Source organism: Blastococcus sp. KM273128 (assembly GCF_021698975.1).
Lineage (GTDB): Bacteria > Actinomycetota > Actinomycetes > Mycobacteriales > Geodermatophilaceae > Blastococcus.
This window is the reverse complement of record NZ_SSXA01000045.1, coordinates 29301-52953: the sequence shown is the minus strand read 5'-3', so window position 1 is coordinate 52953 and position 23653 is coordinate 29301. Positions and strand designations below refer to the sequence as shown.

Here is a 23653-nt window from a genome sequence, read left to right as displayed (position 1 = left end):
CGCGTGCCCTCCCCCGCGACGCCCGGGCGGCCGCGCCCGACGCCCTACCGCCGCACGCCCCGGCAGGAGGACCACCGGGCACGCGAGCGCACCGATCCCGTCCACGCGCGCTGACCCGCCGCCGCCCGGCGGCGGACCCCGAGCACGACGAAGGCCCGGCCCCCTGGGGGGCCGGGCCTTCGTGGTGGTAGCGGGGACAGGATTCGAACCTGCGACCTCTGGGTTATGAGCCCAGCGAGCTACCGAGCTGCTCCACCCCGCGTCGGTGAGGAACAGCCTACCAGCTCCCGGGCGGTGGGCGCCGGGGCGCCCACCGCCCGGGAGGCCGTCAGTCGGTGCCGGCTGCTGCCCGCTGCGCCTCCTGGTAGGCGGTGACGGCCGCCTGCAGGTCCTCGAGCGCCTGACCCTGGCCGGCGAAGTCGCCGTCGCGCTGGGCGGTGGCCAGCGCCTCGAGCGCCGCGTTGATGTCGGCCACCGCGTCCGCCATCTCCGGGGTGCTCGGGGCGTCCCCGCCACCGTCGGCCGGCGGATCGACCGGCGTCGGCGTGTCCGGGGCCGGGGTCTCCGGCGTCTCCGGCAGGTCGCCGGAGGCGTCGCCGTCGGCACCGGTGTCGTCGCTGTCGACGGCCGACTCCCCGGCCCCCGGCCCGAAGACCTGGTCCAGCGCCTCGGCCAGCGTGTCGGCGTAGCCGACCCGGTCGCCGTAGTTCACCAGCACCTTGCGCAGCAGCGGGAAGGAGTTCTCCCCGGTGCCCTCGACGTAGAGCGGCTGCACGTAGAGCAGCCCGCCGTCGCCGATCGGCAGGGTGAGCAGGTTGCCGAACACCGGCGTGGAGTCCGCGCCCCGGAAGAGGTTCAGGTCACGGGCGACCTCGTCGTTGGTGTTGAACGACTGCTGCACCTGCTGCGGCCCGCGGAACGGCGTGTTGCCCGGGAGCCTCAGCACCTGCAGCTGCCCGTAGGTCTCCGGGTCGCTGGACGCCGAGACGAACGCCGACAGGTTCTGCCGGTTGAAGGCGTTCAGCGCGCTGGTCAGCTGGAAGGACGCACCCTCCTCACCGGGCCGCTCGGCGAGGATGAAGTACGCCGGCTGCGGCTGGTCGGTGTTCTGCGTCGGGTCGTCGGGTACCTGCCAGCGGTTGTTGCCGCTGTAGAAGGCCTGCGGGTCGTCGACGTGGTAGCGGGTCAGGATGTCCCGCTGCACCTTGAACAGGTCCTCCGGGTACCGCACGTGGTCGACGAGCTCCTCGGGCATCGCCTCGCGGGGCTCGACGACGCCGGGGAACGCCTTGCGGAAGGTCTGGAGGACCGGGTCCTCGGTGTCCCACTCGTACAGCGTCACGGTGCCGTCGTAGGCGTCGACCGTCGCCTTCACCGAGTTCCGGATGTAGTTGACCGTCTCGTTCGGCAGCGCCGTCGTGCCCGTGCCGGTCAGCGCGTCCGCGGCGACCTCTCCCAGCTGCGTCTGCTCGGCGTAGGGGTAGGAGTCCGACGTCGTGTAGCCGTCGAGGATCCACTTGATCTCGCCGTCGATGACCGCGGGGTACGGGTCGCCGTCGACCTCGAGGAACGGCGCGACCTTCTCCACCCGGTCCCGCGGGTTGCGGACGAAGAGGACCTTGGACTCCTCGTTGACGGCGCTGGACAGCAGGAAGTTGCGCTCGCGGTAGTGGATCGCGAAGGTCAGCTGCCGGAAGAAGCTGCCGATCTCGACGCCGCCCTCGCCGGCGTACGTGTTGTTCAGCTGCCGCTCGTCCGAGCCACCCTCGGGCTGGTCGAACTCGCGCGGCGCGGCACCCTCGGGGGCCCCGACCACGGAGTACACGTCCTGCCCGTTGCGCTCGATCAGCTCCCCGTAGTAGATGCGCGGCTCGTCGACGTCGATGTTCCCGCGGGTGGGCAGGTCCCGGGTGGTGAACCGCGGTTCGCCGCCCTCCTGGCCGGCGACGACCTCGTTGGCCGGCGCGGCCACGAACCCGTTGCCGTGCGTGTAGACGGTGTGCCGGTTGATCCAGGTGTCCTGGTTCTCGGACAGCCCCGAGCTGTTGAGCTCCCGCACCGCCACGACGTAGTCGCGGGTCTCGCCGTCGATCGTGTAGCGGTCGATGTCCAGCTTCTCGGGGAAGCCGTACACGTTGCGGATCTGCTGGCGTGCGGTGAACGTGTCGGAGAGGACGTTCGGGTCCAGCAGCCGTGCGTTCGGGATGGTCTCGGAGTCCTGCCGGAGGTCCCCCAGGGCCGCCTCGGGGTCGACCTCGTCACCGGTCGCGTCCTGCGCGTAGTCGACGTAGTCGATGTCCGCCAGGTCGTAGGCGTCCCGCGTCGCCGCGATCGCCCGGTCGATGTAGGGCGCCTCCTTCTCGTTGGCGCTCGGGCCGACGACGAACTGCTGCACGACGGCCGGGTAGGCCACGCCGATCGCCAGGCTCGAGACCAGCAGCAGCACCAGGGCCGCGGCCGGCAGGAGGAAGTTGCGGACGACGATGTTGGCGAAGAACGCCAGGGCGCAGACCGCGGCGACGAAGACCAGGATCGTCTTGGGCGTCAGCAGCGCGTTGACGTCGGTGTAGCTGGCACCGGTGAACACGTCACCGCGGTTGGAGTAGACCAGCCCGTACCGGTCCAGCCAGTAGGCGACGGCCTTGAGGGCGAGGAAGACACCCAGCAGGACCGACAGCTGCACCCGGGCGGCGCCGGTCAGCTTCTGGCCCGGGGTCTGCAGCCGCAGCCCGCCGAACACGTAGTGGGTCAGCAGCGAGCCGATGAGGGCCAGGATGACGACCGCGAACCCGAAGCCCAGCAGCAGCCGGTAGAAGGGGTAGTCGAAGACGAAGAACGACAGGTCGACGCCGAACTGCGGGTCGGTGCGGCCGAAGTCGGTGCTGTTGCGGAACGACAGCCAGGTCTCCCAGCTGCTCTGCGCGGTGAAACCGGCGAACAGGCCGAGGACGACGGCGATGCCGGTGAGCACCAGGCCGCGCCGCGGCTCCAGGGACTGCCGGTAGCGCTCGAGGTTCTGCTGCTCGAGCGACATGGGGCGGAACGTGGGGCGGAAGCGGTAGGCCAGGTACATGGCCAGCGCGGTGAGCCCGCCGGTCGCCACGCCCGCCACGGCGAACAGCAGCGCGCGGGCCTGGAGCTCGGTCCAGAACACCTCGGTGAAGCCGGTCTCGTCGAACCACAGGTAGTCGACGTAGACGTTGGTGAGGGTGCCGACGGCGGTGAACAGCACCAGCAGCACGGCGATGGCGCCGATGACCAGCTTCGCGCGCCGCGACAGCGTCGGTACCGGCACGGGGGGCCGCATGGCCACGAGCGGTCTCCTTCAGTTGCAGGAGCGGCCTCTCGGCCGCGCGACGATCGACCGCAGGGGGTCGGGTGGTGCGACGCCGGGCGAGCCCGGCCTCATGGACAACGCACCGGACGGCGCGGGGTTCCCGGGGCAGGTCGGGGCGCCGGGGGTCAGCAGCCCTCCGGTGCCCGGCCGGCGCGGACGTCGGCGAGGGCCGTCAGGGCGTCGTCCAGCGTGGCGACGCGCGCCATCGGCACACCGGTGTCGGGCGCAGCCAGCGCCTCGGCGCAGTTGGCGGCGGGGACGAGGAAGACGTCTGCCCCGATGTCGCGGGCGGCCACCATCTTCAGCGCGATCCCGCCGATGGGGCCGACGTTGCCGGCGAGGTCGATGGTCCCGGTGCCGGCGATCGCGGCGCCGCCGGTCAGGTCCTCCTCCCCCACCAGGTCGAGGATCCCGAGGGTGAGCATCAGCCCCGCCGACGGGCCGCCGACGTCGGCCACCTGGATGTCGACGTCGAACGGGGCCGAGGGCTGGTCGAGGACGCTGACGCCCAGCAGCGAGCCGGCCCGCTCCTCGGCCGCCTGCGTCGTGATCGTGGCGGTGCCCGGCTCGCCCAGCCGCGTGTAGCCGACGGTGACCTCCGTGCCGGGCGGGATACCGGTCAGGACGTCGGCGAGCACCGCGGAGTCGGGCACCGGGCGGCCGTCGACCGTCTCCAGGGCGTCCCCCTCCTCGAGCTGCCCCTCCGACGGCGACCCCTCGGCGACGCCCCGCACGACCACCTTCTCCGGGTAGCCGAGCTCGCCGAGGGCGACGCTCTCCGCCGCCTGCTCCGAGGTGACGAAGGCCTGGCGGTTGACCTCCCGGGTCTCCTCCTCGGTGCGGTCGGGCGGGTAGACCGTCTCCTCGGGGACGACGCTGACCTCGTCGTCGAACCAGCCGCGGACCGCCTGCACGAGGCTGAGCCCGCCGCGGCTGACGCCGACGGTGGTCAGGTTGAGGTCACCCTCCACGTCGTTGCGCTCCCGCCCCTCGACCACGATGATCGGCTCGCCGTCGACCTCCCCGAGCGTGTCGAAGGTGGGGCCGGGCACCTGGGCGACGTAGGGCACGGGCACGGTCGTGCCGAGCACGCCGAACAGCAGCAGGAGCACGGCGCCCACGCTGAGCACGGCGTTGCGACGGGTCACGAGGCGCGAGCCTAGGTGAAGGACCCCCCGCCCCCCACCGCTCGCCGGCTTCCGATGGGCCCCGCAGGGGGCCATCCGCTCCCAGCGAACGCCTTCGCCGGCGCAAGATCGCACGTCTACCGTGGGTGCATGAGCGACATCCCGTTCGGCTTCGGCCCGCCCGACCGCGACCCCGAGCGCCGCGAGCCCGGCCGCGGGGACCAGGGGGGTGACCCGTTCGGCCTCGGCGCCCTCTTCGGCGGCATGGCCGGCGGCGGCTCGCCCGAGGACGTGCTCGGGAAGATGCCGCTGTTCGCCGAGCTGCAGAAGCTCATGAACTGGTCGGGCGGCCCGGTCAACTGGGACCTCGCCCGGCAGGGCGCGATCAGCCAGCTCGCCGCCGGGCACCAGCCCACGTCGGAGCAGGAGCGCGCCGCGGCCGCCGAGTCGCTGCGGCTGGCCGACCTCTGGCTGGACCAGGTCACCGAGCTCCCCTCGGGCATCGAGCGCACCGCGGCGTGGTCGCGGGTGGAGTGGGTGGAGCAGACCCAGGCCGCCTGGGCGGCCCTGATCGACCCGCTGGCCGAACGCGTGGTGGCGGCGATGACGAGCGCCCTGCCCGAGGAGGCGGCGATGTCCTTCGGCCCGATCGCCGGGATCATGGGCCGGATGGGCGGGATGATGTTCGGCGCCCAGGTCGGCCAGGCGCTCGGCTCGCTGGCCGGTGAGGTGCTCACCAGCACCGACGTCGGCCTCCCCCTGGCGCCCGCCGGCACCGGCGTGCTCGTGCCGCAGAACCTGGCTGCCTTCGCCGAGGGCCTCGACCGCCCCGCCGACGAGGTCCGGCTCTTCGTGGCGCTGCGGGAGGCCTCGTCCCAGCGGCTGTTCGCCCACGTCCCGTGGCTGCGCCAGCAGCTCCAGGACGCCGTGCACGCCTACGCCCGAGGCATCACCATCGACCGCGAGGCGATCGAGCGGGGCATCAACGAGGCGATGGCCGGCGGCATGGGCGGCGGGCTGGACCCCAGCGACCCGGAGAGCATCCAGCGCCTGCTCGGCAGCGGCGTCCTCGAGCCCGAGGAGACCCCCGAGCAGCAGATGGCGCTGCGGCGGCTGGAGACCCTGCTGGCCCTCGTCGAGGGCTGGGTGGACGCCGTCGTCGCCGCCGCCGCGGGTGACCGGCTGCCCGGGCACGCCGCGCTCGCCGAGACGATGCGCCGGCGCCGGGCGTCCGGCGGCCCCGCCGAGCAGACCTTCGCCACGCTGGTCGGCCTCCAGCTGCGGCCGCGCCGGCTGCGCGACGCGGCGACGGTGTGGGGGGCGATGGCCCAGCAGCACGGCAGCGCGGAGCGGGACCGGCTGTGGTCCCACCCCGACCTGCTGCCGACGTCGGAGGACCTCGACGAGCCCTTGGACTTCGTCGCCCGCCAGGGGATGGACGACGAACTGGCCGCGCTGACCGCCGACGACGCGCAGCAGGCACCGCAGCAGCAGCCCGGCGACGAGGACGAGGACCGGCGGGAGCCGGGCGCCGAGGGGTAGCGGCTCAGGCGTCCACGTCGGGGAGCGGGTCGGCGCCCGCCGCCCCCGCGGTGGACGCCAGCTCGACGCCCTCCAGGAAGCCGCGCGCCCGCTCCGCCCGCGGGTACTGCGCCACCAGCGCCCAGAACCGCTCGTCGTGCCCGGGCTCGAGCAGGTGCACCAGCTCGTGCACCAGCACGTAGTCGACGACGTACTCCGGCATCGAGCGCAGCCGGCTGGAGAGCCGGATCGTCCGGTCCGCCGGCGTGCAGGAGCCCCAGCGGCGGTGCTGGTTGTCCACCCACCGCACGCTGGCCGGCTCGGCCAGGCCGTCGAGGTGGGCGGCCGACAGCGCCCGGGCCCGCGCCAAGAGCTCGGCGTCGCCCCCGAGCGAGCGCTTGCGCCGCTCCTCACGGGTGCGCAGCTTGGCGACCATCTGCTCGACCCAGCGCTGCTCCTCGGCCGGGCTGAACGCCGCCGGGATGAGCACCACGGTGCGCCCCAGCTCGCGGTAGGCGGTCACCGTGCGCCGGCGGCGGCTGCTGCGCCGGACCTCCACGACGTCGCCGTCCGCCGGCTCAGGCAGGGCGCTCGCAGGAGGAGTCGTTCCGGGCACGAGGAGACCGTAGGGCAACGGCCGGGCGCGGCGCCTGCGCGGGGACACCCGCTCGGGTGCAGGTCGCACGGACGGTGGACACGACCGCCGCTCCACCCGGTGACGAGACCGCCCGGGGGCGGGGTTCCACACCCTTCCGGGGGCGTCTGCGCAGGTCGGCGGGCCGTCCCCGGTCACACCGGGCAACGCGTCCCCGGCCCGTCCCCCGGTTCCGCACAGCGACACGCCACGCCGTCCCCATGGCATCCACAGCTCCGTCCACAGCTGTGGGGAACGCGTCGCCTCGGGCGCTCCGGGACGGGCACGGCAGCGGGGGTCGGGGCACGGAGCCGCGGGTAGCGTTCTCGCGAACGGCGCCCGGCGTGCGAGCCGGGGCGCCCCGGAGACGAGGAGATCCCGTGGCGGAGAGCTACAACGGCTACTGCGTGAAGTGCAAGGAGAAGCGCGACTTCGACGGCGAGGTCAAGGTGAGCGAGTCCGGGCGCCGCATGGCGCAGGGCACCTGCCCCGTCTGCGGCACCAAGATGAACCGGATCCTCGGCAAGGCCTGAAGAAGGAGAAAGGACCACCCTCCTCCCCGCACCTCGCAGGCTCGGCGCGGGCCCCTGGAGGGTGGCCGTTCCATGCAGTAGCGGTCGGCGGCGTCCCCTGCGGGGGCGCCGCCGTCGTCGTGGGCCTGTGGACGACGGACGCCGGGGCGGCGGCCCGGCTGCCACCCTGCCCGGGTGAGCGACAACGCCCATCCCCTCCTCCCCGCCGCCACCCCGCTGCTCGCCGGGGGCGCCGGGAGCGTCCAGGTCGGCGGCGTGGACTCCACCGACGGGCTGCTCCTGGCGCCCGCCGCGGGGCTGGCGCCCGTGCTGCGCGCCCTCGACGGCCGCCGGTCGCGGCGCACGGTCCGGGCCGAGGCCGCCGGGGAGGGCGTGCCACCGGACCTCGTGGACGCCGCGGTCGACGCCCTCCGCACCGCCGGCCTGGTCCACGACCTCGACCCCGCCGACCTGCTCGCCCTCGACCCCGGCCCGGCGGCCGCGGCGCGCGCCGCGGTGGAGCTGCCCTCGGCCGGTTCCTCCCTCGGCGCCGGGGGGTGGCGCGCGCGGCGCCGGGCGACGGTGGTGGTCGAGGGCGCCACGCGCGTGGGCACCCCGCTGGCCGCGGTGCTGGCCGCCAGCGGCGTGGGCCGCGTGGTGGTGCGGGACGCAGGCGTGACCACCGCCGCCGATGCCGTGGTGGGCGGCCTGACCGCCGCGGACGAGGGCCGGCCCCGGGCGGTGGCCGCGGCCGACGCGGTCCGCCGGGCGAGCCCGCTGACCGACCTGGGGCCGCTGCCGGCCGGTCTCCGCCCCGACCTCGTCGTCCTCACCCGGCCGTGGGCCGCCTCGGACCCGGTGGAGCCCCCGGTCCCGGGCCCGCACCTGGTGGCGACCGTGCGCGGGGAGACCGGCGTCGTCGGCCCCCTGGTCGTCCCGGGTGCCAGCAGCTGCCTGCGCTGCGCCGACCTGCACCGCCGGGACGCCGATCCGCGCTGGCCCCGGCTCGCGGCCCAGCTGACCGCCGCCGAGCCACCGCCCAGCGGCGCCACCCTCACCTGCCTGCTCACCGCGGTGCTCGCGGCCGGCCAGGTGCTGGCCTGCATCGACGGGCGCGGAGCACCGGTCACCCTCGACGCCACCGTGGAGCTGCGCCCGCCCGACCTCCTGCCCCACCTGCGCCGATGGCCCCCGCACCCGTCGTGCGGCTGCGGGGCCGCGGTCGCCGGGGACGACCCGTCCGGGGAGGGTGGGGCACGCCCTCCCGGCGGGAGCCCCGCCGGGAGGGCGACAATGTCCGGAGACCGAGCTCTCGGGCTCACCGGGCACGACACGGCGCCGCTCCGGCCGGCCGCCGGCGAGGAGGACGTGTGAGCGACGAGCGACCGGCGATGCCACGGGGGTCGGTCGCGCGCACCGCGCGCCTGGCCTCCCTGCCCCTGGGTGCCGCGGGGCGCGCCACCCTGGGGATCGGCAAGCGGATGTCCGGCCGCCCGGCCGAGGCGGTGAACGCCGAGCTGCAGCAGCGCACCGCCGAGCAGCTGTTCGCCGTGCTGGGCCAGCTCAAGGGCGGCGCCATGAAGCTCGGCCAGACGCTGTCGGTGTTCGAGGCGGCCGTTCCCGAGGAGATGGCGGCGCCGTACCGCGAGGCGCTCACCAAGCTGCAGGAGGAGGCGCCCCCGATGCCGGTGCGGACCGTGCACGCGGTCCTCGCCCAGCAGCTGGGCGGCACCTGGCGCCAGCGCTTCGCCGAGTTCGACGACGCCCCCGCCGCGGCGGCCAGCATCGGCCAGGTGCACCGCGCGACCTGGCGGGACGGCCGCGACGTCGCGGTCAAGATCCAGTACCCCGGGGCCGCGACGGCGCTGATGAGCGACCTCAACCAGCTGGCCCGCTTCGCCCGCCTGTTCGCGTCGGTTTTTCCCGGGCTGGACGTCAAGCCGCTGATCGCCGAGCTCAAGGCCCGGGTGGTGGAGGAGCTCGACTACGGCCTCGAGGCCGATGCCCAGCGGGCGTTCGCGGCCGCCTACGCCGGTGATCCGGAGATCGCCGTGCCCCGCATCGTGGCCAGTGCGCCCAAGGTCGTCGTCTCCGAGTGGATCGAGGGGACGCCGCTGTCCCGGATCATCGCCACGGGGAGCCGGGAGCAGCGCGACCGCGCCGGCCGGCTGCTGGCGACGCTGCACTTCTCCGGGCCGCAGCGCGCCGGCCTGCTGCACGCCGACCCGCACCCGGGCAACTTCCGGCTGCTGCCCGACGGGCGCCTCGGCGTCATCGACTTCGGCGCGACCGCCCGGCTGCCGGACGGCCACCCGGAGCCGATCGGCCGGCTGGTGCGGTGGGCCCTGGAGGGACGCGCGGCGGAGGTGCTGGCCGACCTGCGCGCAGAGGGCTTCGTGCGGCCGGGGGTGCAGGTCGACCCGGAGGCGGTGCTGGACTACCTGCTCCCGCTGCTGGAGCCGATCGCCACCGACCGCTTCCGCTTCACCCGTGCCTGGATGCAGGAGCAGGCGATGCGGATCGGTGACCCGCGGACGGAGGCCAACCGGCTGGGCCGGCAGCTGAATCTGCCGCCGGCCTACCTGCTGATCCACCGGGTGACGATCGGCTCGATCGGCGTGCTGTGCCAGCTCGACGCCGAGGCCGACTGGCGCGCGGTGCTCGAGGAGTGGCTCCCCGGCTTCGAGAAGTAGCACCGGGCGGGGCCCGAAGGCCCCGCCCGGTGCGGCTCGTCGCTCCACGTCACCGGGGGACGGCACGTGGCGGCGGTGCGGTCGTGCCGAGTGGGGCCCGGAGGGCTCCGCGCAGGCACGACTGACCGGCTCCACGTCACCGGGGACGGCACGTGGCGGCGGTGCGGTCCGGAGGACCGCGGTGTGCTCAGAAGACGGCGGCGCTGGCGCGCGCGGCCCGGCGGACCGCACGCTCGGCGCGCCGGGAGGCACGCCGCGCCAGGTACAGACGACGGGCGCGGGACGCGGCCATCGCCTCGGCCTGCAGTTCGCTCATGCGGCTGCGGGCCATGTCGGGCTCGAACATGTACATCGCGGGATCCTTCGGTCGGCTCCCGGTCGGGAGCTCGGGACTGCTGGTCATGTGCTTACGGGCTGGGGATGGCCGCCGGCTCACGCCGCGACGACCTTCCGGGGACGGCCACGTGGCCGCTTGCGGGCGATCACGACCCCCCGGTCGAAGATCTCGCCGCCCCAGACGCCCCATGGCTCGGCCCGGGAGAGCGCGCCGGCCAGGCACGCCTCCCGCACCGGGCAGTCGCCGCAGAAGCTCTTGGCGAGCTCCAGCTGCGACGGGCTCTCGGCGAACCACAGCTCGGGGTCCTCGACCCGGCACGGCAGGGGGCGCCGCACCGGTCCCGGGGGCAGAGCCGGGCGCGGCCGCCGGGTGGTCGGCCCGCCGGTCCGCGGGAGCCCGGGCCGGCGGTAGGACGTCGGGCGGTCGATCGTCTGCTGCACTGCCGCTCCTCCTCGTACTGGTCGTGTACGGCCGGCGGTGGCCCGCCGACCGAAGTCGGGCCGGGTGCCGCGGAGAGGGCAGAGAAATGGCCGCGGATCCCGGGGTTCGGGTTCCGCGGCCTCGAGGAGGACCGGCGAGCGGCTAGCTCAGCGGTCTCCCGGGGGAACGGATCCCGAGGGTGGTGCCGTCGTGCTGGGGCAGGTAGGTGGGCACGAAGGGGCGCTCGACGGTGCGGAGCGACTTGGGGCGCCGGTCGAAGGCGGCGGCGCGGTCGGTGCCGGCGTCCCCACCGAGGACGGAGGTCCACTCACCGCGGCAGGCGGAGGACAGACCGGTGCCCTCGTGCTGGGCGGCGGGACCGGTCATGATCAGGCCACCCGTGCGCGCGTCGACGCCGCCCAGGCCGAGGAGGTCGGCGGAGGCAGCCGTGATCGTCGTGGTGATCGTCATCGGGGACCCCCTCCTTCCTCTCTCGCGTCCCGGCCGCTCGGCCAGGCTCGCCGCGGGGGTGCAGCGCGTGTGGAACGGGACACTAGGGCCGCCCCTCGGGACGGTCAATCGAATTAACCGCGGTTCCTCCGCGGGGGTGCCCGGGTCGGTCTCGGAACCGCCTGCCGTCGCCGTGGGCGACGGTCTCCTCACCGGCTCAGCCGCTGACGGTCGCCAGCACGTCGGCGCCGTAGAGCTCGAGCTTGCGGGCCCCGATACCGGGCAGCCCGGACAGCTCCCGGAGGCTGGCCGGCCGGCTCTCGGCGATGGCCTGCAGCGTGGCGTCGGAGAAGACGACGTAGGCGGGCACCGAGGCGTCCTGCGCCGTCTGGCTGCGCCAGGCCCGGAGCCGCTCGAACAGCTCCCCCGCCTCGCCCTCCAGGACCACCTTGGCCCGCTTGGCCGGGCGGCGCGGTGGTGGCGCCGTCGGCCCGGAGCCCGGCGCGAGCCCGTCGAGGAAGCGGCTGCGCGGGCGGGCCCGCCGGCCACCCGGGTTGCGCGCCAGCGACCACGAGAGGGTCAGCTGCTCGCGGGCGCGGGTGACCGCCACGTACAGCAGCCGGCGCTCCTCCTCGACCGCGTCGGGGCGGCTGAGGGACTGGGCGATCGGCAGCACGCCGTCGACGAGCCCGACGACGAACACGACGTCCCACTCCAGGCCCTTGGCCGCGTGCATCGACGCCAGGGTCACGCCCTGGACGGTGGGTGCGTGCTGCGCGTCGGCCCGCTCGGCGAGGTGGGTGACGAAGCCGGCGAGGTCCAGGGAGGGGTTCTCCGCGACCAGGTCGACGGCGAGGTCGACCAGCGCGGCGAGGGACTGCCAGCGGTCCCGCGCCGCGCCCCCGGCCGGCGGGCGGTGCTCGACCCACCCGGTGGAGGCCAGCACGTCGCGGACCGCGGGCACGAGCATGCCGGGCTCGTTGCCGCCGGCGGCCGCACCGCGCAGCAGCAGCACCGCCTCGCGCACCTCGGGCCGCTCGAAGAAGCGCTCCCCGCCCTTGAGCACGTAGGGCACCCCGGCGTCGGCCAGCGCCGACTCGTACACCTGCGACTGCGCGTTGATGCGGAACAGCACCGCGATCTCGGCGGCGGGCGTGCCGTCGTCGATGAGCGCCTTGCAGCGGGCCGCGACCGCCGCAGCCTCCGCCGGCTCGTCGGGGTGCTCCGCGAACCGGGGCTCGGGGCCCTGCGGGCGCTGGCCGAGCAGGCGCAGGCCCGGCAGCCCCTTGCGCGGCGGCGCCTGACCGATCAGCCGGTTGGCCAGCCCCACCACCTGCGGCGTGGAGCGGTAGTCGCGCTCCAGCTTGACCACGGCCGCGTCGGCGTAGCGGTCGGCGAACCCGAGCAGGTAGTCCGGGTCGGCGCCGGTGAAGGAGTAGATGGTCTGGTTCGGGTCGCCGACGACGCAGACCTCCGCGCGCCCGCCCAGCCAGGCGTCGAGCAGCCGCTGCTGCAGCGGGTTGACGTCCTGGTACTCGTCGACGACGAAGTGCCGGTACTGGGCGCGCACCTGCCGGGCGACGTCCGGGTGCTCCTCGAGCGCGAAGGCGGTGACCAGCAGGAGGTCCTCGAAGTCCAGGGCGCCGTCGCGCTGCTTGGCCTGCTCGTAGCTGGCGTAGACGGCGGCGACCGCGGCCGGCTCGAAGGGGGCCTCGCGGCCGGCGGCCTTCGCGCGGGCCGGGTAGTCCTCGGGCGTGGCCAGCGTGGTCTTGGCCCACTCGATCTCGCTGGCGAGGTCGCGGAGGGTGGTGCGGTCGGTGGTCAGCCGGTTCCGCGTGGCCGCGGAGGCGACCACCCGCAGCTTGTTCTCGATGAGCCCCGGCATCGGGCCGCCGAGCACCCGGGGGGCGAAGTAGCGCAGCTGGCGCATGGCGGCGGCGTGGAAGGTGCGCGCCTGCACCCCGCCGACGTCGAGCGCGGCCAGGCGGGCGCGCAGCTCGCCGGCCGCCCGGGCGGTGAACGTCACCGCCAGCACCTGCTCGGGGACGTAGGTGCCGGTGTGCACGCCGTAGGCGATGCGGTGGGTGATCGTGCGGGTCTTGCCGGTGCCGGCACCGGCCAGGATGCAGACCGGCCCCGACACCGCCTGGGCGGCCGCGCGCTGCTCGTCGTCCAGCCCGTCGAGCACGGCCTCCGCGTCCGCGTGCGCCATCGCCGGCGTCCCTCCCCGTTCGTCGTCCCGGACCTTCCGGGGAGCCGTCGGCTCCCCGGACGATCCTCCCAGCCGGCACCGACGGACGGCGGGAAGCATCCCCAGGGGCGCCACGTTGGCATCCACGCAGCACGCCACCCCGTCCCGGGGCTGGACCGACCAGGCACGAACAGGGAGACTCCCCGCGATGACCACGACCCCCGGCGCCGCCGTCACCATGTACACCACCACGTGGTGCGGGTACTGCGTGCGGCTCAAGAAGCTGATGCAGCGCGAGGGCATCGCGTTCGCCGAGGTCGACATCGAGACCGACGCGCAGGCGGCGGACCTGGTCATGCAGGCCAACGGGGGCAACCGCACCGTCCCCACGCTGGTCTTCCCCGACGGCACCGCGCTGACCAACCCCAGCATCGACGCGGTGAAGGCCCAGCTGGCACACATCCCGGAGGCGTGATCGCCGTGGTCCCCGGTCCGAGGCCGCCCGAGGGGCGCGTGTCCCTCGACGCGCCGACCCGATCCGAGCTCGCGGCCTGCCCGGGGACCGGGGAGCGGCCGCGGGTGGCGCTGACCCGGACCGTGCGCGGCTGGGTGGTCGTCCCCCTGCCCGGCGGCCCGGCCGGCGGCGAGCCCGTCGAGGACGTCGTCGAGGGCATGACCCTGGCCGACCTCGTGGCCGACGAGCTGGGCGGGCTGCCGGAGCCGGACCGGTCCGCGCGGCGCTCCGCGCGCGGCCCCGGGGCCACCCCGGACGACACCGACCCGGTGGACGCGCGCATCGCCGCGCTGGAGCGCACCGTGGCCCAGCTGGAGCACGCGCTGGCCGCCCGGGTCTCCACCGAGCGGGCCATCGGGGTGCTCGCCGAGCGGCAGGGCACGAGCCCGCGGACGGCGTTCGAGGGGCTGCGCCGCGATGCCCGCACGCAGGGCCGGCCCGTGGTGGAGCTGGCCCGCGAGGTGCTCGGGAGCCTGGCGCCCGACGTCGCGCCACCCGCCTCCGCTCCCGGCCCGGCGGCCACGGCACCGCCCGCGCCGCGGGCCGAGCCGGTGCGCAGCGGCGTCGTCGCCACCGCGGACGGCCGCTCCTGACCCGTCCGGAGCCGCTCTCCCCCGGCGCCCTCGCCGACCGCCTGGCCGCGCTGCTGGCCGACGTCTCCCCGGAGCCCGGCGCCACCGCCCTGCGGGTGGCCGTCGACGGACCCGACGCGGCGGACCCCGGTGCGCTGGCGGACGCGGTCGCCGGCCGGCTGCCGATGCTGGGGCGCGCCGCCGTCGTCGTCCCCGCCGTGGGGTTCTACCGGCCGGCGTCGCTGCGGCTGGAGCACGGCCGCACCGATCCCGACGCCCGCTACACCGACTGGCTGGACGCCGGTGCGCTCACCCGCGAGGTGCTGGGCGCGGTCGGACCGGACGGGTCCGGGGAGTACCTCCCGGCGCTGTGGGACCTGGCGCGGGACCGCTCGGCCCGGCTGCCCCGCCGGGCCGCACCGGCCGACGGCGTGCTCCTCGTGCCCGGATCGCTGCTGCAGGGGGTCGGGCTGGCGTTCGACGTCGTCGTGCACCTGCGGATGGCGCCGGCCGCGCGGGCCCGCCGCACGCCGCCGGAGCAGGCCTGGGAGCTGCCGGCGTTCGACCGGTACGACGAGGAGGTCGACCCGGTGTCGCTCGCCGACGCGGTCGTGCTGGCCGACCACCCCGACCGCCCCGCGCTGGTGCTGCAGGGGAGGTTCAGCTGAGCTCGTCGTTCAACCAGCGGTCGAGGATGTGCCTCGCGATCGAGATGGACGGCGGCACCGCCAGCTGACCGTCGCGGCTGCGCAGTTCCTCGCGGGTGAACCAGCGCGCCTCCTCGATCTCGTGCGGGTCGAGGCGCAGCGGCTGGTCGCCGTCGGCCCGGGCGACGAACCCGAGCATGAGCGACTGCGGGAAGGGCCAGGGCTGGCTGGCGACGTAGCGGATGTCGGTGACGCGCAGCCCGACCTCCTCCTCGACCTCCCGGGCCACCGCCGCCTCGGCGGACTCCCCCGGCTCGACGAAGCCGGCCAGGATGGAGAACCGCCCCGGGGGCCACGTCGCCTGGCGGCCGAGCACCACGCGGTCGCCGCCGTCGTGGACCAGCATGATCACCGCGGGGTCGACCCGCGGGAAGAACTCGGTGCCGGTGCTGGGGTCGCGCTGCGACCAGCCGGCCCGCTCGACCGTCGTCGCCACGCCGGTGAGCGGGCTGAACCGGTTGCGCTCGTGCCACTCGAGGATGCCGACGGCCTGGGCCAGCAGACCGGCGTCCAGGTCGTCCAGGTCCGCGCCGACCTCGCGCAGCCCGGCCCACCGGTCGACCGGCCGGCCGTTGACGGTGAGCGCCCGTTCCCCGCGCACCGCCGCGTACGGCACCCCCCCGGCCTCCCCGAGGAACACCGCGCCCGCGGGGAGGGCCGGCCGCTCGTCCCAGACCAGGCGGGGTCCCGCGGGCCCCTCCTCGACCGGCACGGCGCGGGCGGCGTCGACCGTGAGCACCCGCACCGGCCGGCCGCCGGCGGGATCGGTCAGCGTCCGGGCGAGGTGCGCCCGATCGTGCCCCGAGCGCGACAGCAGCGGACCGTCGTCGCCGGGGCCGGGGCCGGTGGTCACTCCTGCCCGCCGCCCCCGGTGACGGTGACCGGCGCCAGGGTGCCGAGCTCGGCGGCCACCCGGTCGGCGTCGCCCACGACCACGGCGGTGAGTGCCTCGGGCGCCAGGTAGCGGGCGGCCGCGGCCTGCACCTGCTCCACGGTGACCTGGGTGAGGTCGCGCTGGTGGCTGCTCAGCCAGTCGGCCGGCAACCCCACGCCGAGCAGCGCCGACAGCGTGCTGGCCAGGCCGGCGTGGGTGGAGGTGCTCAGCGCCATGCTGCCGAGGATGTACCGGCGGGCGGCGTCCAGCTCGGCCTCGGTGACCGGGGTCAGCGCCATGCGGCCCAGCTCGTAGAGCGTCTCCAGCAGCGCCGGGCCGGTGACCTCGGTGGCGACGTCGGCCTCGACGAGGAAGGACGACGCCGCGCGCTGGTGGTCGATCGCGCTGCGCGGGCTGTAGCTGTAGCCGCGCCGCTCCCGGATGTTCTCGACCAGCCGCGAGGAGAAGTACCCGCCGTAGACCATGGCGGCGAGCCGCGCCGCCGGGAGGTCGGGGTCGGTGCGTGCGGGTGCCGGGCCACCGAGGCGCAGGTTGGACTGCACCGCGCCGGGCCGGTGCACCAGCTCGATGCCCTGCGCCGGCTGCTCGGTGACCGGCGGGGCCTGCACCGCCGTGCCGCTGCCGCTCCAGACCTCGAGCGCGGCGGCGGCCGTCGCGGTGGCCGCCGCCGGGTCCAGGTCGCCGACGAGCACGAGGATGCTGCCCGCGGGGAGCACCCGCTCCCGGTGCAGCCGGCGCAGCGCAGGGGCGCGCACGGCGGCCACGAGGTCGGCGTCGGGCAGCTGGATGGCGTACGGGTGGGCGCCGTACCGGCGGGCGGCCAGCGCGGAGCGGGCGATCGTGCCGGGCTGCGTGCGGGCGATCGCGATGCGCTCGGCGAGCCGGTCGCGCTCGCCGTCGACGCGGCCGGCCGGGTAGGCGGCGTCGGTCAGCAGCTCGGCGAGGAGCTCCAGCACCGGGGCGAGCCCGCCGGGGAGCAGGGTGGTGCCGAAGACCAGCCGGTCGGCGTCGGTGCTCACCGACAGCTCGGCGCCGTGGCCCTGCAGCAGCTGGGCGACCTCGGCCTGGTCGTGCCGCTGCGTGCCCAGCAGCACCGCACCGGAGAGGACGGCGCCGCGCGCGGCGTGCACGCCGGCGTTGCGGGCGCTGGCCGCCGCGAACGGCACCCGCAGGCGCAGTTCGACCAGGGGCACACCGGGCCGGGGCACCACGACCACGCGCAGCCCGTTGGGCAGCGTCGTCTCGACGGCCTCCGGGGCCGGCTGGGGCCGGGGCTCGCCCAGCGGGGGGATCAGGGCGGCGGTCATCGGGCACCTCCTGCCGGTCGCAGCTCCAGCACCGCGGCGGTGCCCGGGTCCAGCCCCCGGGCGGCGGCCTGCACCGCCTCCGGGGTCACGGCGGCCAGCCGGGCTGCCAGCTCACCGGCGAGCTCGGCGCGGCCGTGGACCAGCTCGGCTGCGGCGAAGGCCAGCGTGCGGCCGAGCACCGAGTCGGCCTGCTGCAGCAGCTGCGCCTCGATGCGCGCCTGCACCCGGCGCAGCTCCTCGGCGCCGACGCCCTCGGTGGCGATGCGGCCCACCTCCTCGTGGACGGCGGCCATGACGCGCTCGGCCGGCACCGCGGCCGGGTGGTGCACCTGGGTGGTGAGCAGGGTGGCGTCGCGGACGTCGAAGGGGTCCCCGAACAGGCCCACGTAGCTGCTCTGGGCGATCGCGATCCGGTCGCCGTGGACCAGCCGGCTCTCCAGGCGGGAGGCGTCGCCCTCGCTCAGCAGCTCGGCCAGCAGCACGCTGCCCAGGTAGGTGTCGAGGTCGCCGACCGGATCGGGCACCCGCCAGCCGAGGGCGAGCGCCGGCGCCGGGGCCAGCCGGTCCTCGACGACGGCGGAGCGGACGGTGGTCGGCGAGGGCTCGCCGGTGTACGGGAGCGGCGGGACGTGCCGGCCGGGGATCGGGCCGAACCAGCGGCGGACCAGCTCCTCGGTGGCCCCGACGTCGAGGTCGCCGCCGATGCACAGCACGGCGTTGCCCGGCGCGTAGTACTTGTCGAAGAAGTCGGTCGCGTCGGCCACCGTCGAGGACTCCAGGTCGACGAAGGACCCGTAGCCGTCGTGGGTGTTGGCGAACGTGTCGAAGGCGACCTGCGGCAGCTGCAGCCAGGGGAAGGCGCCGTAGGGCCGGTTGAGCACGTTGACCCGGATCTCCTCCTTGACCACGTCGATCTGGTTGCGGAGGTTCTCCTCGGTGATCGCCGGCGCGGCCATGCGGTCGGCCTCGAGGAAGAGGGCGCGCTCCAGCGCCTCGGCGGGCAGCGCCTGGAAGTAGTTCGTGTAGTCCTGGTGCGTGGAGCCGTTGAACGTGCCGCCCGCGGCCTGCACCAGCCGGGCGTGCTCCATCTTCGCGACGTTCGCCGACCCCTGGAACATCATGTGCTCGAAGAGGTGCGCGAAGCCGGTGCGCCCCTCGGGTTCGTTGCGCATCCCGACGTCGTAGTAGACGCTCACCGCCACCACCGGCACGCTGCGGTCGGGGGCGAGGACCACCCGCAGGCCGTTGTCCAGCGTGAACCGTTCGATCGGGTGCCGCAGGGTCAGTTCGGTACCAGCTGCAGTCACGCGCCCGACAGTACGACGACGTCACCCTCCGGGTGACACCGCGGCCAGTTGCCGTCCCCATCCCTGGTGAGCCCCTGCGGCCGCGTCCCTCCTCGGGAACCCTCCGGGCCCCGCTCGTCGGTCGCCCGCGCGGTTCGTCACTCCAACACGTCGACGTCGGTGACGACCCGGTCGATGACGCCGTAGAGCTCGGCGTGGGTGTTGGGGATGGAGACGTAGAGCAGCGCCGGGGCGGGCCGGCCGACGTCGATGAGCAGCAGCGCCGCCCGCTCGCCGGAGGCGTCGTAGCCCTCGACGTCCCACGAGAGCTGGAACTCCAGCAGGTGGGCGGGCCGCCCGTCGACGGTCCGGGGCTCGTCCCGGCGGATCTCGATGGTGTTCGGCCCCGGGTAGTAGTTGGCGCGGACGCTCGCGGCCAGCGTCGTCACCGTGCTCTGCAGCGTCGACGGCCCCGCCCACCCGTACCCCTCGGCCACCGGGCCGGAGGTGCACTGGGAGATGAAGATGCCGCCGTCGGGGGTGGCCTCCTGGGTGGTGAAGTACTGGCCGGCGGTCGCGGACGTCTCCAGCTGCCGGCCCAGGTCGAACTCCGACCACCCCTCGCCCAGGTACGGGTAGGAGATGCCGGCGACCTCGTCGATGATCCGGACGGTGCCGGGCGGGAAGGGGTCACCGGGGGCCGGGGCCGGCGCGACGACCGGCTCCTCGGCCGTGGCGTCGCCACCCGGCGACCGGCCCAGCACCGCGATGACCGCGGCGACGAGGAGCACCAGCACCGCGCCCGCGGCCACCCACAGCCGGGCGCGCGAGCGGCGGCCGGCGGGCTGCGCCGGCGCCTCCGGCGCGGCCGGCTCCTGCACGGCGGTGCGGGCGGCCCCCCGGTGCACCTGGACGCCCGGACCCGCGGGCATCATGACGTCGGACCACGCGGTACCGCTCCACCAGCGCACCATGCCGGGGGTGCCGGCCGGGTCGGGGTACCACCCCGGTGCCGCGTCCTGGCCCGCTCCGGTCACGGCCTCAGCCTAGGGCGTGACCCGTAGCGGCCCGGGGACCCGCGCCCGCCGAAGGAGGCCGCCGTGCACTCCCCCGACGGCGACCTCGTGCGCCGGCTGCGCGACGCCGGGTGCGTCTTCGCCGAGGAGGAGGCGGCCCTTCTCGCGGCGGAGGCTCGCGACGCCGGCGACCTGGCCCGGCTGGTCGCGCGGCGGGTGGCCGGCGCGCCGTTGGAGCAGGTGCTCGGCTGGGCCGCGTTCGCCGGGCTGCGCATCACCGTCGCGCCCGGCGTCTTCGTGCCGCGCCGCCGCACCGAGCTGCTGGTGGCCGAGGCCGTGGTGCTCGCGCGCCCGGGCGCCGTCGTCGTCGACCTGTGCTGCGGGACCGGCGCGGTCGCCGCGGCGCTGGCCGCCGCCGTCCCGGACCTCGACCTGCACGCCGCCGACCTGGACCCCGCGGCCGTGGCCTGCGCCCGGCTCAACCTGCCGGTCACGCCCGTGCACGAGGGGGACCTGTTCACCGCGCTGCCCCCGGGCCTGCGCGGTCGCGTCGACGTCCTCACCGCCAACGTCCCCTACGTGCCGACGGCGGCGGTCGCCCTGCTGCCCCCGGAGGCGCGGCAGCACGAGCCGCGGACGGCGCTCGACGGCGGTGCGGACGGGCTCGCGCTGGCCCGCCGGGTCGCCGCCGGCGCGCCGGAGTGGCTCGCGCCGGGCGGTGCGCTGCTGTTCGAGTGCGGCGAGGGCCAGGTGCCCGCCGCGCTCGCCCTGGTTGCCGCCGCCGGGCTGGCGGCCCGGCAGGTCACCGACGACGACCGCGGGGCCGTGGTCGTCGTCGGCACGCGCCCCTAGCCGGCGCGGCGGGCGGCGAGCTCCCGCCAGAGGTGGGCCGCCGCCTCCGCGCCGCGGTAGAGCATCGGCAGCAGCACCCGCTCGTTCGGGGAGTGGATCCGGTCGGTCGGCAGCCCGGCGCCGAGGAAGAGCAGCGGGGCGCCGAGGGCCTCGACGATCGCCGCCTCGGGGCCACTGCCGCCCTCGCGGGTGAACAGCACGTCGCCGGGGTCGGTGTCGAACGCCTGGCCGATGGCGGCGAGCAGCGCGTCCATGTGCGGGGAGTCCAGGTCGCTGGCGCACGGCGCGACCCCGCCGGGCGGGGTGTGCACCTCGGCCTGGATGCCCTCCGGCACGGTCGCCTCGACCCAGGCGCGCAGCATCGGGCCGACGTCCTCCGGGCGCTGGTCGGAGACCAGGCGGAAGGTGACCTTGGCGTGCGCCTCGGCCGGGATGATCGTCTTGTGGCCGGGGCCGGTGTAGCCGCCCCACATGCCGTTGACCTCGGCGGTCGGCCGGGCGCCGGTGCGCTCCAGGGTGCTGTAGCCGGCCTCGCCGTAGGTGGCCCGGGAGGCGGCCGGGCCGGCGAGCCAGGCCTGCTCGTCGAACGGCACCCGGCCCATCAGCTCGCGCTCGCGGTCCGACAGCGGGCGGACCCGGTCGTAGAAGCCCGGGATGGTCACCCGGCCCTGCTCGTCGTGCAGCTTCGCGAGCAGCTCGGCCATCGCGTGCAGCGGGTTCGGGACGGCGCCGCCGAAGGAGCCGGAGTGCAGGTCGACGGCCGGGCCGCGCAGGGTGATCTCGGCGTCGGCCAGGCCGCGCATCGCCGTCACGGCGCTGGGGACGTCGGGTGCGGCCATCCCGGTGTCGCTGACGACGACGACGTCGCAGGCCAGCCGGTCGGCGTTGTCGCGGAGCAGGCCCTCGAAGTGCGGCGACCCCGACTCCTCCTCACCCTCGATGAGCAGCTTGACCGTGACGGCCGGGGTGTCGCGGCCGGTGGCGGCCAGGTGCGCGCGGATGCCGAGCAGGTGGAAGGCGACGTTGCCCTTGTCGTCGATGGCTCCGCGGGCGTGCAGCTCCGGGCCGTCCGGTCCCTCGACCCGGGTCGGCTCGAACGGTGGGTGCTCCCACAGCTTGAGCGGGTCGACCGGCTGCACGTCGTGGTGGCCGTAGACGAGGGCGACCGGGGCGCCGGCGTCGGCGCTGGGCCACTCGGCGAAGACGGCCGGGGCGCCGGCGGTCTGCCAGATCTCCACGGTCGGGAAGCCGACGCGGCGCAGCGCGTCGGCCAGCCATGTGGCGCTGGCCGCGACGTCGCGGGCGTGCGCGGGGTCGGCCGAGATCGACGGGATGCGCAGCCAGGCGTCGAGATCGGTGTGCAGGTCGTCGAGGTGGTCGAGGACGAAGTTCCGTTCGGCGCTGGTCACGGTCCCCGACGGTAGCCGCGCCGCCCGGCCGCCCGGCCTGCGCCCGCCGCTCGGGGTTTCCCGGGGGGCGCGGCGCCCGCGCGGGACCGTTAGCGTCCGGGGCATGCCCGGAGAGCTGCTGCGGACCGATGTCGGCGACCTGACCTTCGACGTGCGCGTCGACGGACCCGAGGACGGCCGGCCCGTGCTCCTGCTGCACGGGTTCCCCGAGACCTCGGCGTCGTGGGCGGCGGTGACGCCGCTGCTCACCCAGGCCGGGTTGCGCACCTACGCGCCCGACCAGCTCGGCTACTCCCCCGGGGCCCGCCCGTCCGAGGTCGAGGCGTACGCGATGCAGAGCCTCGCCCAGGTCACCGCCGACCTGATGACCGCGCTGGAGATCCCGGTGGCCGACGTCGTGGGCCACGACTGGGGCGCCAACGTCGCCTGGACCCTCGGTGCCTGGCACCCCGACCGGGTCCGCTCGCTCACCGCCGTCTCCGTGCCGCACCCGGCCGCCTACACCGCGGCCTTCCGCATCGACCCGGAGCAGAAGGAGCGCTCGTCCTACATCCGGCTGTTCTGGCAGCCCGGCAAGGCCGAGGAGGTGCTGCTCGCCGACGACGCGCGCCGGCTGCGCCGGATGCTGCTCGGTGCCGACGGCGACACCGGGGTCTCCCCCGAGGCGGTCGACGAGTACGTGGCCGTGCTCTCGGCGCCGGGGGCGCTCACCGCGGCGCTGAACTGGTACCGGGCGATGAGCTCGGACATCCGCGTCGACAAGGTCGAGGTGCCGACGACGTACGTGTGGAGCGACGGCGACGTCGCCATCGGCCGGACGGCGGCGGAGGCGTGCGCGGAGTTCGTGACCGGCGACTACCGCTTCGTGGAGCTGCCCGGCGTCACGCACTGGATCCCGGAGCAGGCTCCCGAGGAGCTGGCCCGCGCGATCCTGGACCGGGTCGCCTCGACCTGACGCCCGGCCGGCTCCCTCGCCCCGGCGGCCGTCCGCGGGGACCCGTGAACGGCGGGCCGGGGCGTTCCCGCGGAAACGTCCCGCGGCGTGGACTCAGCGCTGGTCGCGGCGCAGGGGGTGCTCGTCGGGGACCTCCACCAGGACGATCCGCACGCCGTCGGGGTCCTCGATCCACATCTCGACCAGACCCCAGGGCTCCAGCGCGGGCGGCCGGGTGACCGTGACGCCGGCCGCCGCCAGCCGGTGGTGCTCGGCGGCGACGTCCCGGACCTGCAGCCACAGGGCCAGACCGGCCGGGCGCTCCTCCGACCGGCCGGAGACCTCCAGCAGCCCGTTGCCGAGGAAGAAGACCACCCCGGGGTGCTCCGGAGGACCGAACTCGCGGTGCACCGCCAAGCCGATCACGTCCCGGTAGAACGACTGCGACCGGCGTGCGTCCGACGGTCGGAGCAGGATGCGGCTGCTCAGGACGTCCATGGCGCCATCCTCGCGCCTCCGCACGGGGTGCGCCGTCCGTGCGCGGGCACCGAGCCCCGACCGGTCGGTCGCGAGCGGCGCGTCGTCAGCGGGCGAGGAAGACGTCGTGCTCCGCGCACCCGGCCGGGACGGTCACGCCCGCGATGTCGAAGGGCCCGGGTCGCACGTCCTGCGAGGAGTGCTCGAGGACGAAGCCACCTCCGACCTCGACCTCGTCGCCCAGGCCGTAGATGCCGTGGCCAGGGACATCGATCGTCATCGGTTCCTCGTCGACCACCTCGGTGCCGTGGGGCCAGACGACCACGGAGCCGCCGGCACCGAGGCATCCCCCCACGACCTCCAGCCGGCCGCCACCCAGCGCGTCCATGCCGGAGCCTGTCCGCTCGGAGACCAGGACGGTCACGCCGCCTGCCGCGATCACCTCGCCACCTCCGCACGCAG

Annotated in this window: 23 protein-coding genes and 1 tRNA gene; 9 read left to right on the top strand and 15 right to left on the bottom strand. The window is 75.7% G+C overall.

Annotated features, from left to right (window positions below; translation table 11 throughout):
* Nucleotides 1-185: 185 nt before the first annotated feature.
* From E9529_RS13830 to E9529_RS13820, 3 genes are all read right to left on the bottom strand, one after another.
* Nucleotides 186-262, bottom strand: a tRNA-Met gene (locus tag E9529_RS13830).
* 66 nt (nt 263-328) lie between these two features.
* Nucleotides 329-3307: a UPF0182 family protein gene (locus tag E9529_RS13825; RefSeq protein ID WP_236831737.1), complete on the bottom strand. Its 2979-nt coding sequence runs from the start codon at nt 3305-3307 to the stop codon at nt 329-331.
* 155 nt (nt 3308-3462) lie between these two features.
* The gene (locus E9529_RS13820) at nt 3463-4485 is read right to left on the bottom strand and encodes a PDZ domain-containing protein (RefSeq protein WP_236831734.1); all 1023 of its coding nucleotides are present in this window, start codon (nt 4483-4485) and stop codon (nt 3463-3465) included.
* 129 nt (nt 4486-4614) lie between these two features.
* Between E9529_RS13820 and E9529_RS13815 the strand changes: the two genes are divergently transcribed.
* On the top strand, nt 4615-6006 hold the full coding sequence (locus E9529_RS13815) for a zinc-dependent metalloprotease (RefSeq protein WP_236831733.1): 1392 nt from the start codon (nt 4615-4617) through the stop codon (nt 6004-6006).
* A 4-nt stretch (nt 6007-6010) separates the two neighbouring features.
* Here the strand turns inward: E9529_RS13815 and E9529_RS13810 are convergent, their stop codons facing one another.
* On the bottom strand, nt 6011-6601 hold the full coding sequence (locus E9529_RS13810) for a M48 family metallopeptidase (protein WP_236831732.1): 591 nt from the start codon (nt 6599-6601) through the stop codon (nt 6011-6013).
* Between the two features lie 398 nt (nt 6602-6999).
* Between E9529_RS13810 and E9529_RS22765 the strand changes: the two genes are divergently transcribed.
* From E9529_RS22765 to E9529_RS13795, 3 genes are all read left to right on the top strand, one after another.
* Entirely contained in the window at nt 7000-7152 is a 153-nt protein-coding gene (locus E9529_RS22765; protein WP_012950213.1) for a DUF5679 domain-containing protein, read from the top strand.
* Nucleotides 7153-7326: 174 nt separating this feature from the next.
* Entirely contained in the window at nt 7327-8505 is a 1179-nt protein-coding gene (locus E9529_RS13800) for a thiamine biosynthesis protein ThiF (RefSeq protein WP_236831731.1), read from the top strand.
* On the top strand, nt 8502-9824 hold the full coding sequence (locus E9529_RS13795; protein WP_236831730.1) for an AarF/ABC1/UbiB kinase family protein: 1323 nt from the start codon (nt 8502-8504) through the stop codon (nt 9822-9824). Before E9529_RS13800 ends, E9529_RS13795 begins: the two co-directional genes overlap by 4 nt.
* A gap of 187 nt (nt 9825-10011) precedes the next feature.
* Here the strand turns inward: E9529_RS13795 and E9529_RS13790 are convergent, their stop codons facing one another.
* The 4 genes from E9529_RS13790 to E9529_RS13775 form a co-directional block, all read right to left on the bottom strand.
* Nucleotides 10012-10176, bottom strand: coding sequence for a hypothetical protein (locus E9529_RS13790; RefSeq protein WP_236831729.1), 165 nt, complete (start codon nt 10174-10176; stop codon nt 10012-10014).
* 80 nt (nt 10177-10256) lie between these two features.
* Nucleotides 10257-10511: a WhiB family transcriptional regulator gene (locus E9529_RS13785; protein WP_236831736.1), complete on the bottom strand. Its 255-nt coding sequence runs from the start codon at nt 10509-10511 to the stop codon at nt 10257-10259.
* A 232-nt stretch (nt 10512-10743) separates the two neighbouring features.
* The gene (locus E9529_RS13780) at nt 10744-11052 is read right to left on the bottom strand and encodes a hypothetical protein (RefSeq protein ID WP_236831728.1); all 309 of its coding nucleotides are present in this window, start codon (nt 11050-11052) and stop codon (nt 10744-10746) included.
* A gap of 196 nt (nt 11053-11248) precedes the next feature.
* Nucleotides 11249-13243 (bottom strand): ATP-dependent helicase, encoded by a 1995-nt coding sequence (locus tag E9529_RS13775; protein ID WP_236831727.1) that lies wholly within the window; start codon nt 13241-13243, stop codon nt 11249-11251.
* Nucleotides 13244-13430: 187 nt separating this feature from the next.
* On the opposite strand from E9529_RS13775, the gene E9529_RS13770 reads away from it, so the two are divergent.
* The 3 genes from E9529_RS13770 (at nt 13431) to E9529_RS13760 (ending at nt 14976) form a co-directional block, all read left to right on the top strand.
* Nucleotides 13431-13697, top strand: a complete 267-nt coding sequence (locus tag E9529_RS13770; RefSeq protein ID WP_236827845.1) for a mycoredoxin — start codon at nt 13431-13433, stop codon at nt 13695-13697.
* 104 nt (nt 13698-13801) lie between these two features.
* Nucleotides 13802-14329, top strand: a complete 528-nt coding sequence (locus E9529_RS13765; RefSeq protein ID WP_236831726.1) for an ANTAR domain-containing protein — start codon at nt 13802-13804, stop codon at nt 14327-14329.
* 95 nt (nt 14330-14424) lie between these two features.
* Nucleotides 14425-14976 carry a uridine kinase gene (locus E9529_RS13760; protein WP_236831725.1) on the top strand — a complete coding sequence of 184 codons (552 nt, stop codon included), beginning with the start codon at nt 14425-14427 and terminating at the stop codon, nt 14974-14976.
* Here E9529_RS13760 and nudC read toward each other — a convergent pair.
* From nudC to E9529_RS13740, 4 genes are all read right to left on the bottom strand, one after another.
* Nucleotides 14969-15868: an NAD(+) diphosphatase gene (gene nudC, locus E9529_RS13755; protein ID WP_236831724.1), complete on the bottom strand. Its 900-nt coding sequence runs from the start codon at nt 15866-15868 to the stop codon at nt 14969-14971. The two genes, E9529_RS13760 and nudC, sit on opposite strands and share 8 nt — an antisense overlap.
* On the bottom strand, nt 15865-17217 hold the full coding sequence (locus tag E9529_RS13750) for a pitrilysin family protein (protein WP_236831723.1): 1353 nt from the start codon (nt 17215-17217) through the stop codon (nt 15865-15867). The genes nudC and E9529_RS13750 overlap by 4 nt, the downstream gene beginning before the upstream one ends.
* A complete protein-coding gene (locus E9529_RS13745) occupies nt 17214-18524 on the bottom strand; it encodes a pitrilysin family protein (RefSeq protein WP_236831722.1) in 1311 nt (436 codons plus the stop codon). Before E9529_RS13745 ends, E9529_RS13750 begins: the two co-directional genes overlap by 4 nt.
* 137 nt (nt 18525-18661) lie before the next feature.
* The gene (locus E9529_RS13740) at nt 18662-19540 is read right to left on the bottom strand and encodes a DUF2510 domain-containing protein (RefSeq protein ID WP_236831721.1); all 879 of its coding nucleotides are present in this window, start codon (nt 19538-19540) and stop codon (nt 18662-18664) included.
* A 63-nt stretch (nt 19541-19603) separates the two neighbouring features.
* On the opposite strand from E9529_RS13740, the gene E9529_RS13735 reads away from it, so the two are divergent.
* Complete coding sequence (locus E9529_RS13735) at nt 19604-20371, top strand: putative protein N(5)-glutamine methyltransferase (protein WP_236831720.1); 768 nt, start codon at nt 19604-19606, stop codon at nt 20369-20371.
* Here E9529_RS13735 and E9529_RS13730 read toward each other — a convergent pair.
* Nucleotides 20368-21780 (bottom strand): dipeptidase, encoded by a 1413-nt coding sequence (locus E9529_RS13730; RefSeq protein ID WP_236831719.1) that lies wholly within the window; start codon nt 21778-21780, stop codon nt 20368-20370. The genes E9529_RS13735 and E9529_RS13730 overlap by 4 nt on opposite strands.
* Before the next feature lie 103 nt (nt 21781-21883).
* Here E9529_RS13730 and E9529_RS13725 point away from each other — a divergent pair, with 103 nt between their 5' ends.
* Entirely contained in the window at nt 21884-22735 is an 852-nt protein-coding gene (locus tag E9529_RS13725; RefSeq protein ID WP_236831718.1) for an alpha/beta fold hydrolase, read from the top strand.
* A gap of 93 nt (nt 22736-22828) precedes the next feature.
* On the opposite strand, the gene E9529_RS13720 is transcribed toward E9529_RS13725, so the two are convergent.
* Nucleotides 22829-23212 (bottom strand): VOC family protein, encoded by a 384-nt coding sequence (locus tag E9529_RS13720; RefSeq protein ID WP_236831717.1) that lies wholly within the window; start codon nt 23210-23212, stop codon nt 22829-22831.
* Between the two features lie 85 nt (nt 23213-23297).
* Nucleotides 23298-23633 (bottom strand): hypothetical protein, encoded by a 336-nt coding sequence (locus tag E9529_RS13715; protein ID WP_236831716.1) that lies wholly within the window; start codon nt 23631-23633, stop codon nt 23298-23300.
* Between the last annotated feature and the right edge of the window lie 20 nt (nt 23634-23653).

What these genes read in the sequence shown, in the direction of transcription:
- E9529_RS13825 (WP_236831737.1), bottom strand. Translation starts at nt 3,307, where the DNA reads ATGCGGCCCCCCGTGCCGGTACCGACGCTGTCGCGGCGCGCGAAGCTG.
- E9529_RS13815 (WP_236831733.1), top strand. Translation starts at nt 4,615, where the DNA reads ATGAGCGACATCCCGTTCGGCTTCGGCCCGCCCGACCGCGACCCCGAG.
- E9529_RS13790 (WP_236831729.1), bottom strand. Translation starts at nt 10,176, where the DNA reads ATGTACATGTTCGAGCCCGACATGGCCCGCAGCCGCATGAGCGAACTG.
- E9529_RS13780 (WP_236831728.1), bottom strand. Translation starts at nt 11,052, where the DNA reads ATGACGATCACCACGACGATCACGGCTGCCTCCGCCGACCTCCTCGGC.
- E9529_RS13775 (WP_236831727.1), bottom strand. Translation starts at nt 13,243, where the DNA reads ATGGCGCACGCGGACGCGGAGGCCGTGCTCGACGGGCTGGACGACGAG.
- E9529_RS13770 (WP_236827845.1), top strand. Translation starts at nt 13,431, where the DNA reads ATGACCACGACCCCCGGCGCCGCCGTCACCATGTACACCACCACGTGG.
- E9529_RS13750 (WP_236831723.1), bottom strand. Translation starts at nt 17,217, where the DNA reads ATGACCGCCGCCCTGATCCCCCCGCTGGGCGAGCCCCGGCCCCAGCCG.
- E9529_RS13725 (WP_236831718.1), top strand. Translation starts at nt 21,884, where the DNA reads ATGCCCGGAGAGCTGCTGCGGACCGATGTCGGCGACCTGACCTTCGAC.
- E9529_RS13720 (WP_236831717.1), bottom strand. Translation starts at nt 23,212, where the DNA reads ATGGACGTCCTGAGCAGCCGCATCCTGCTCCGACCGTCGGACGCACGC.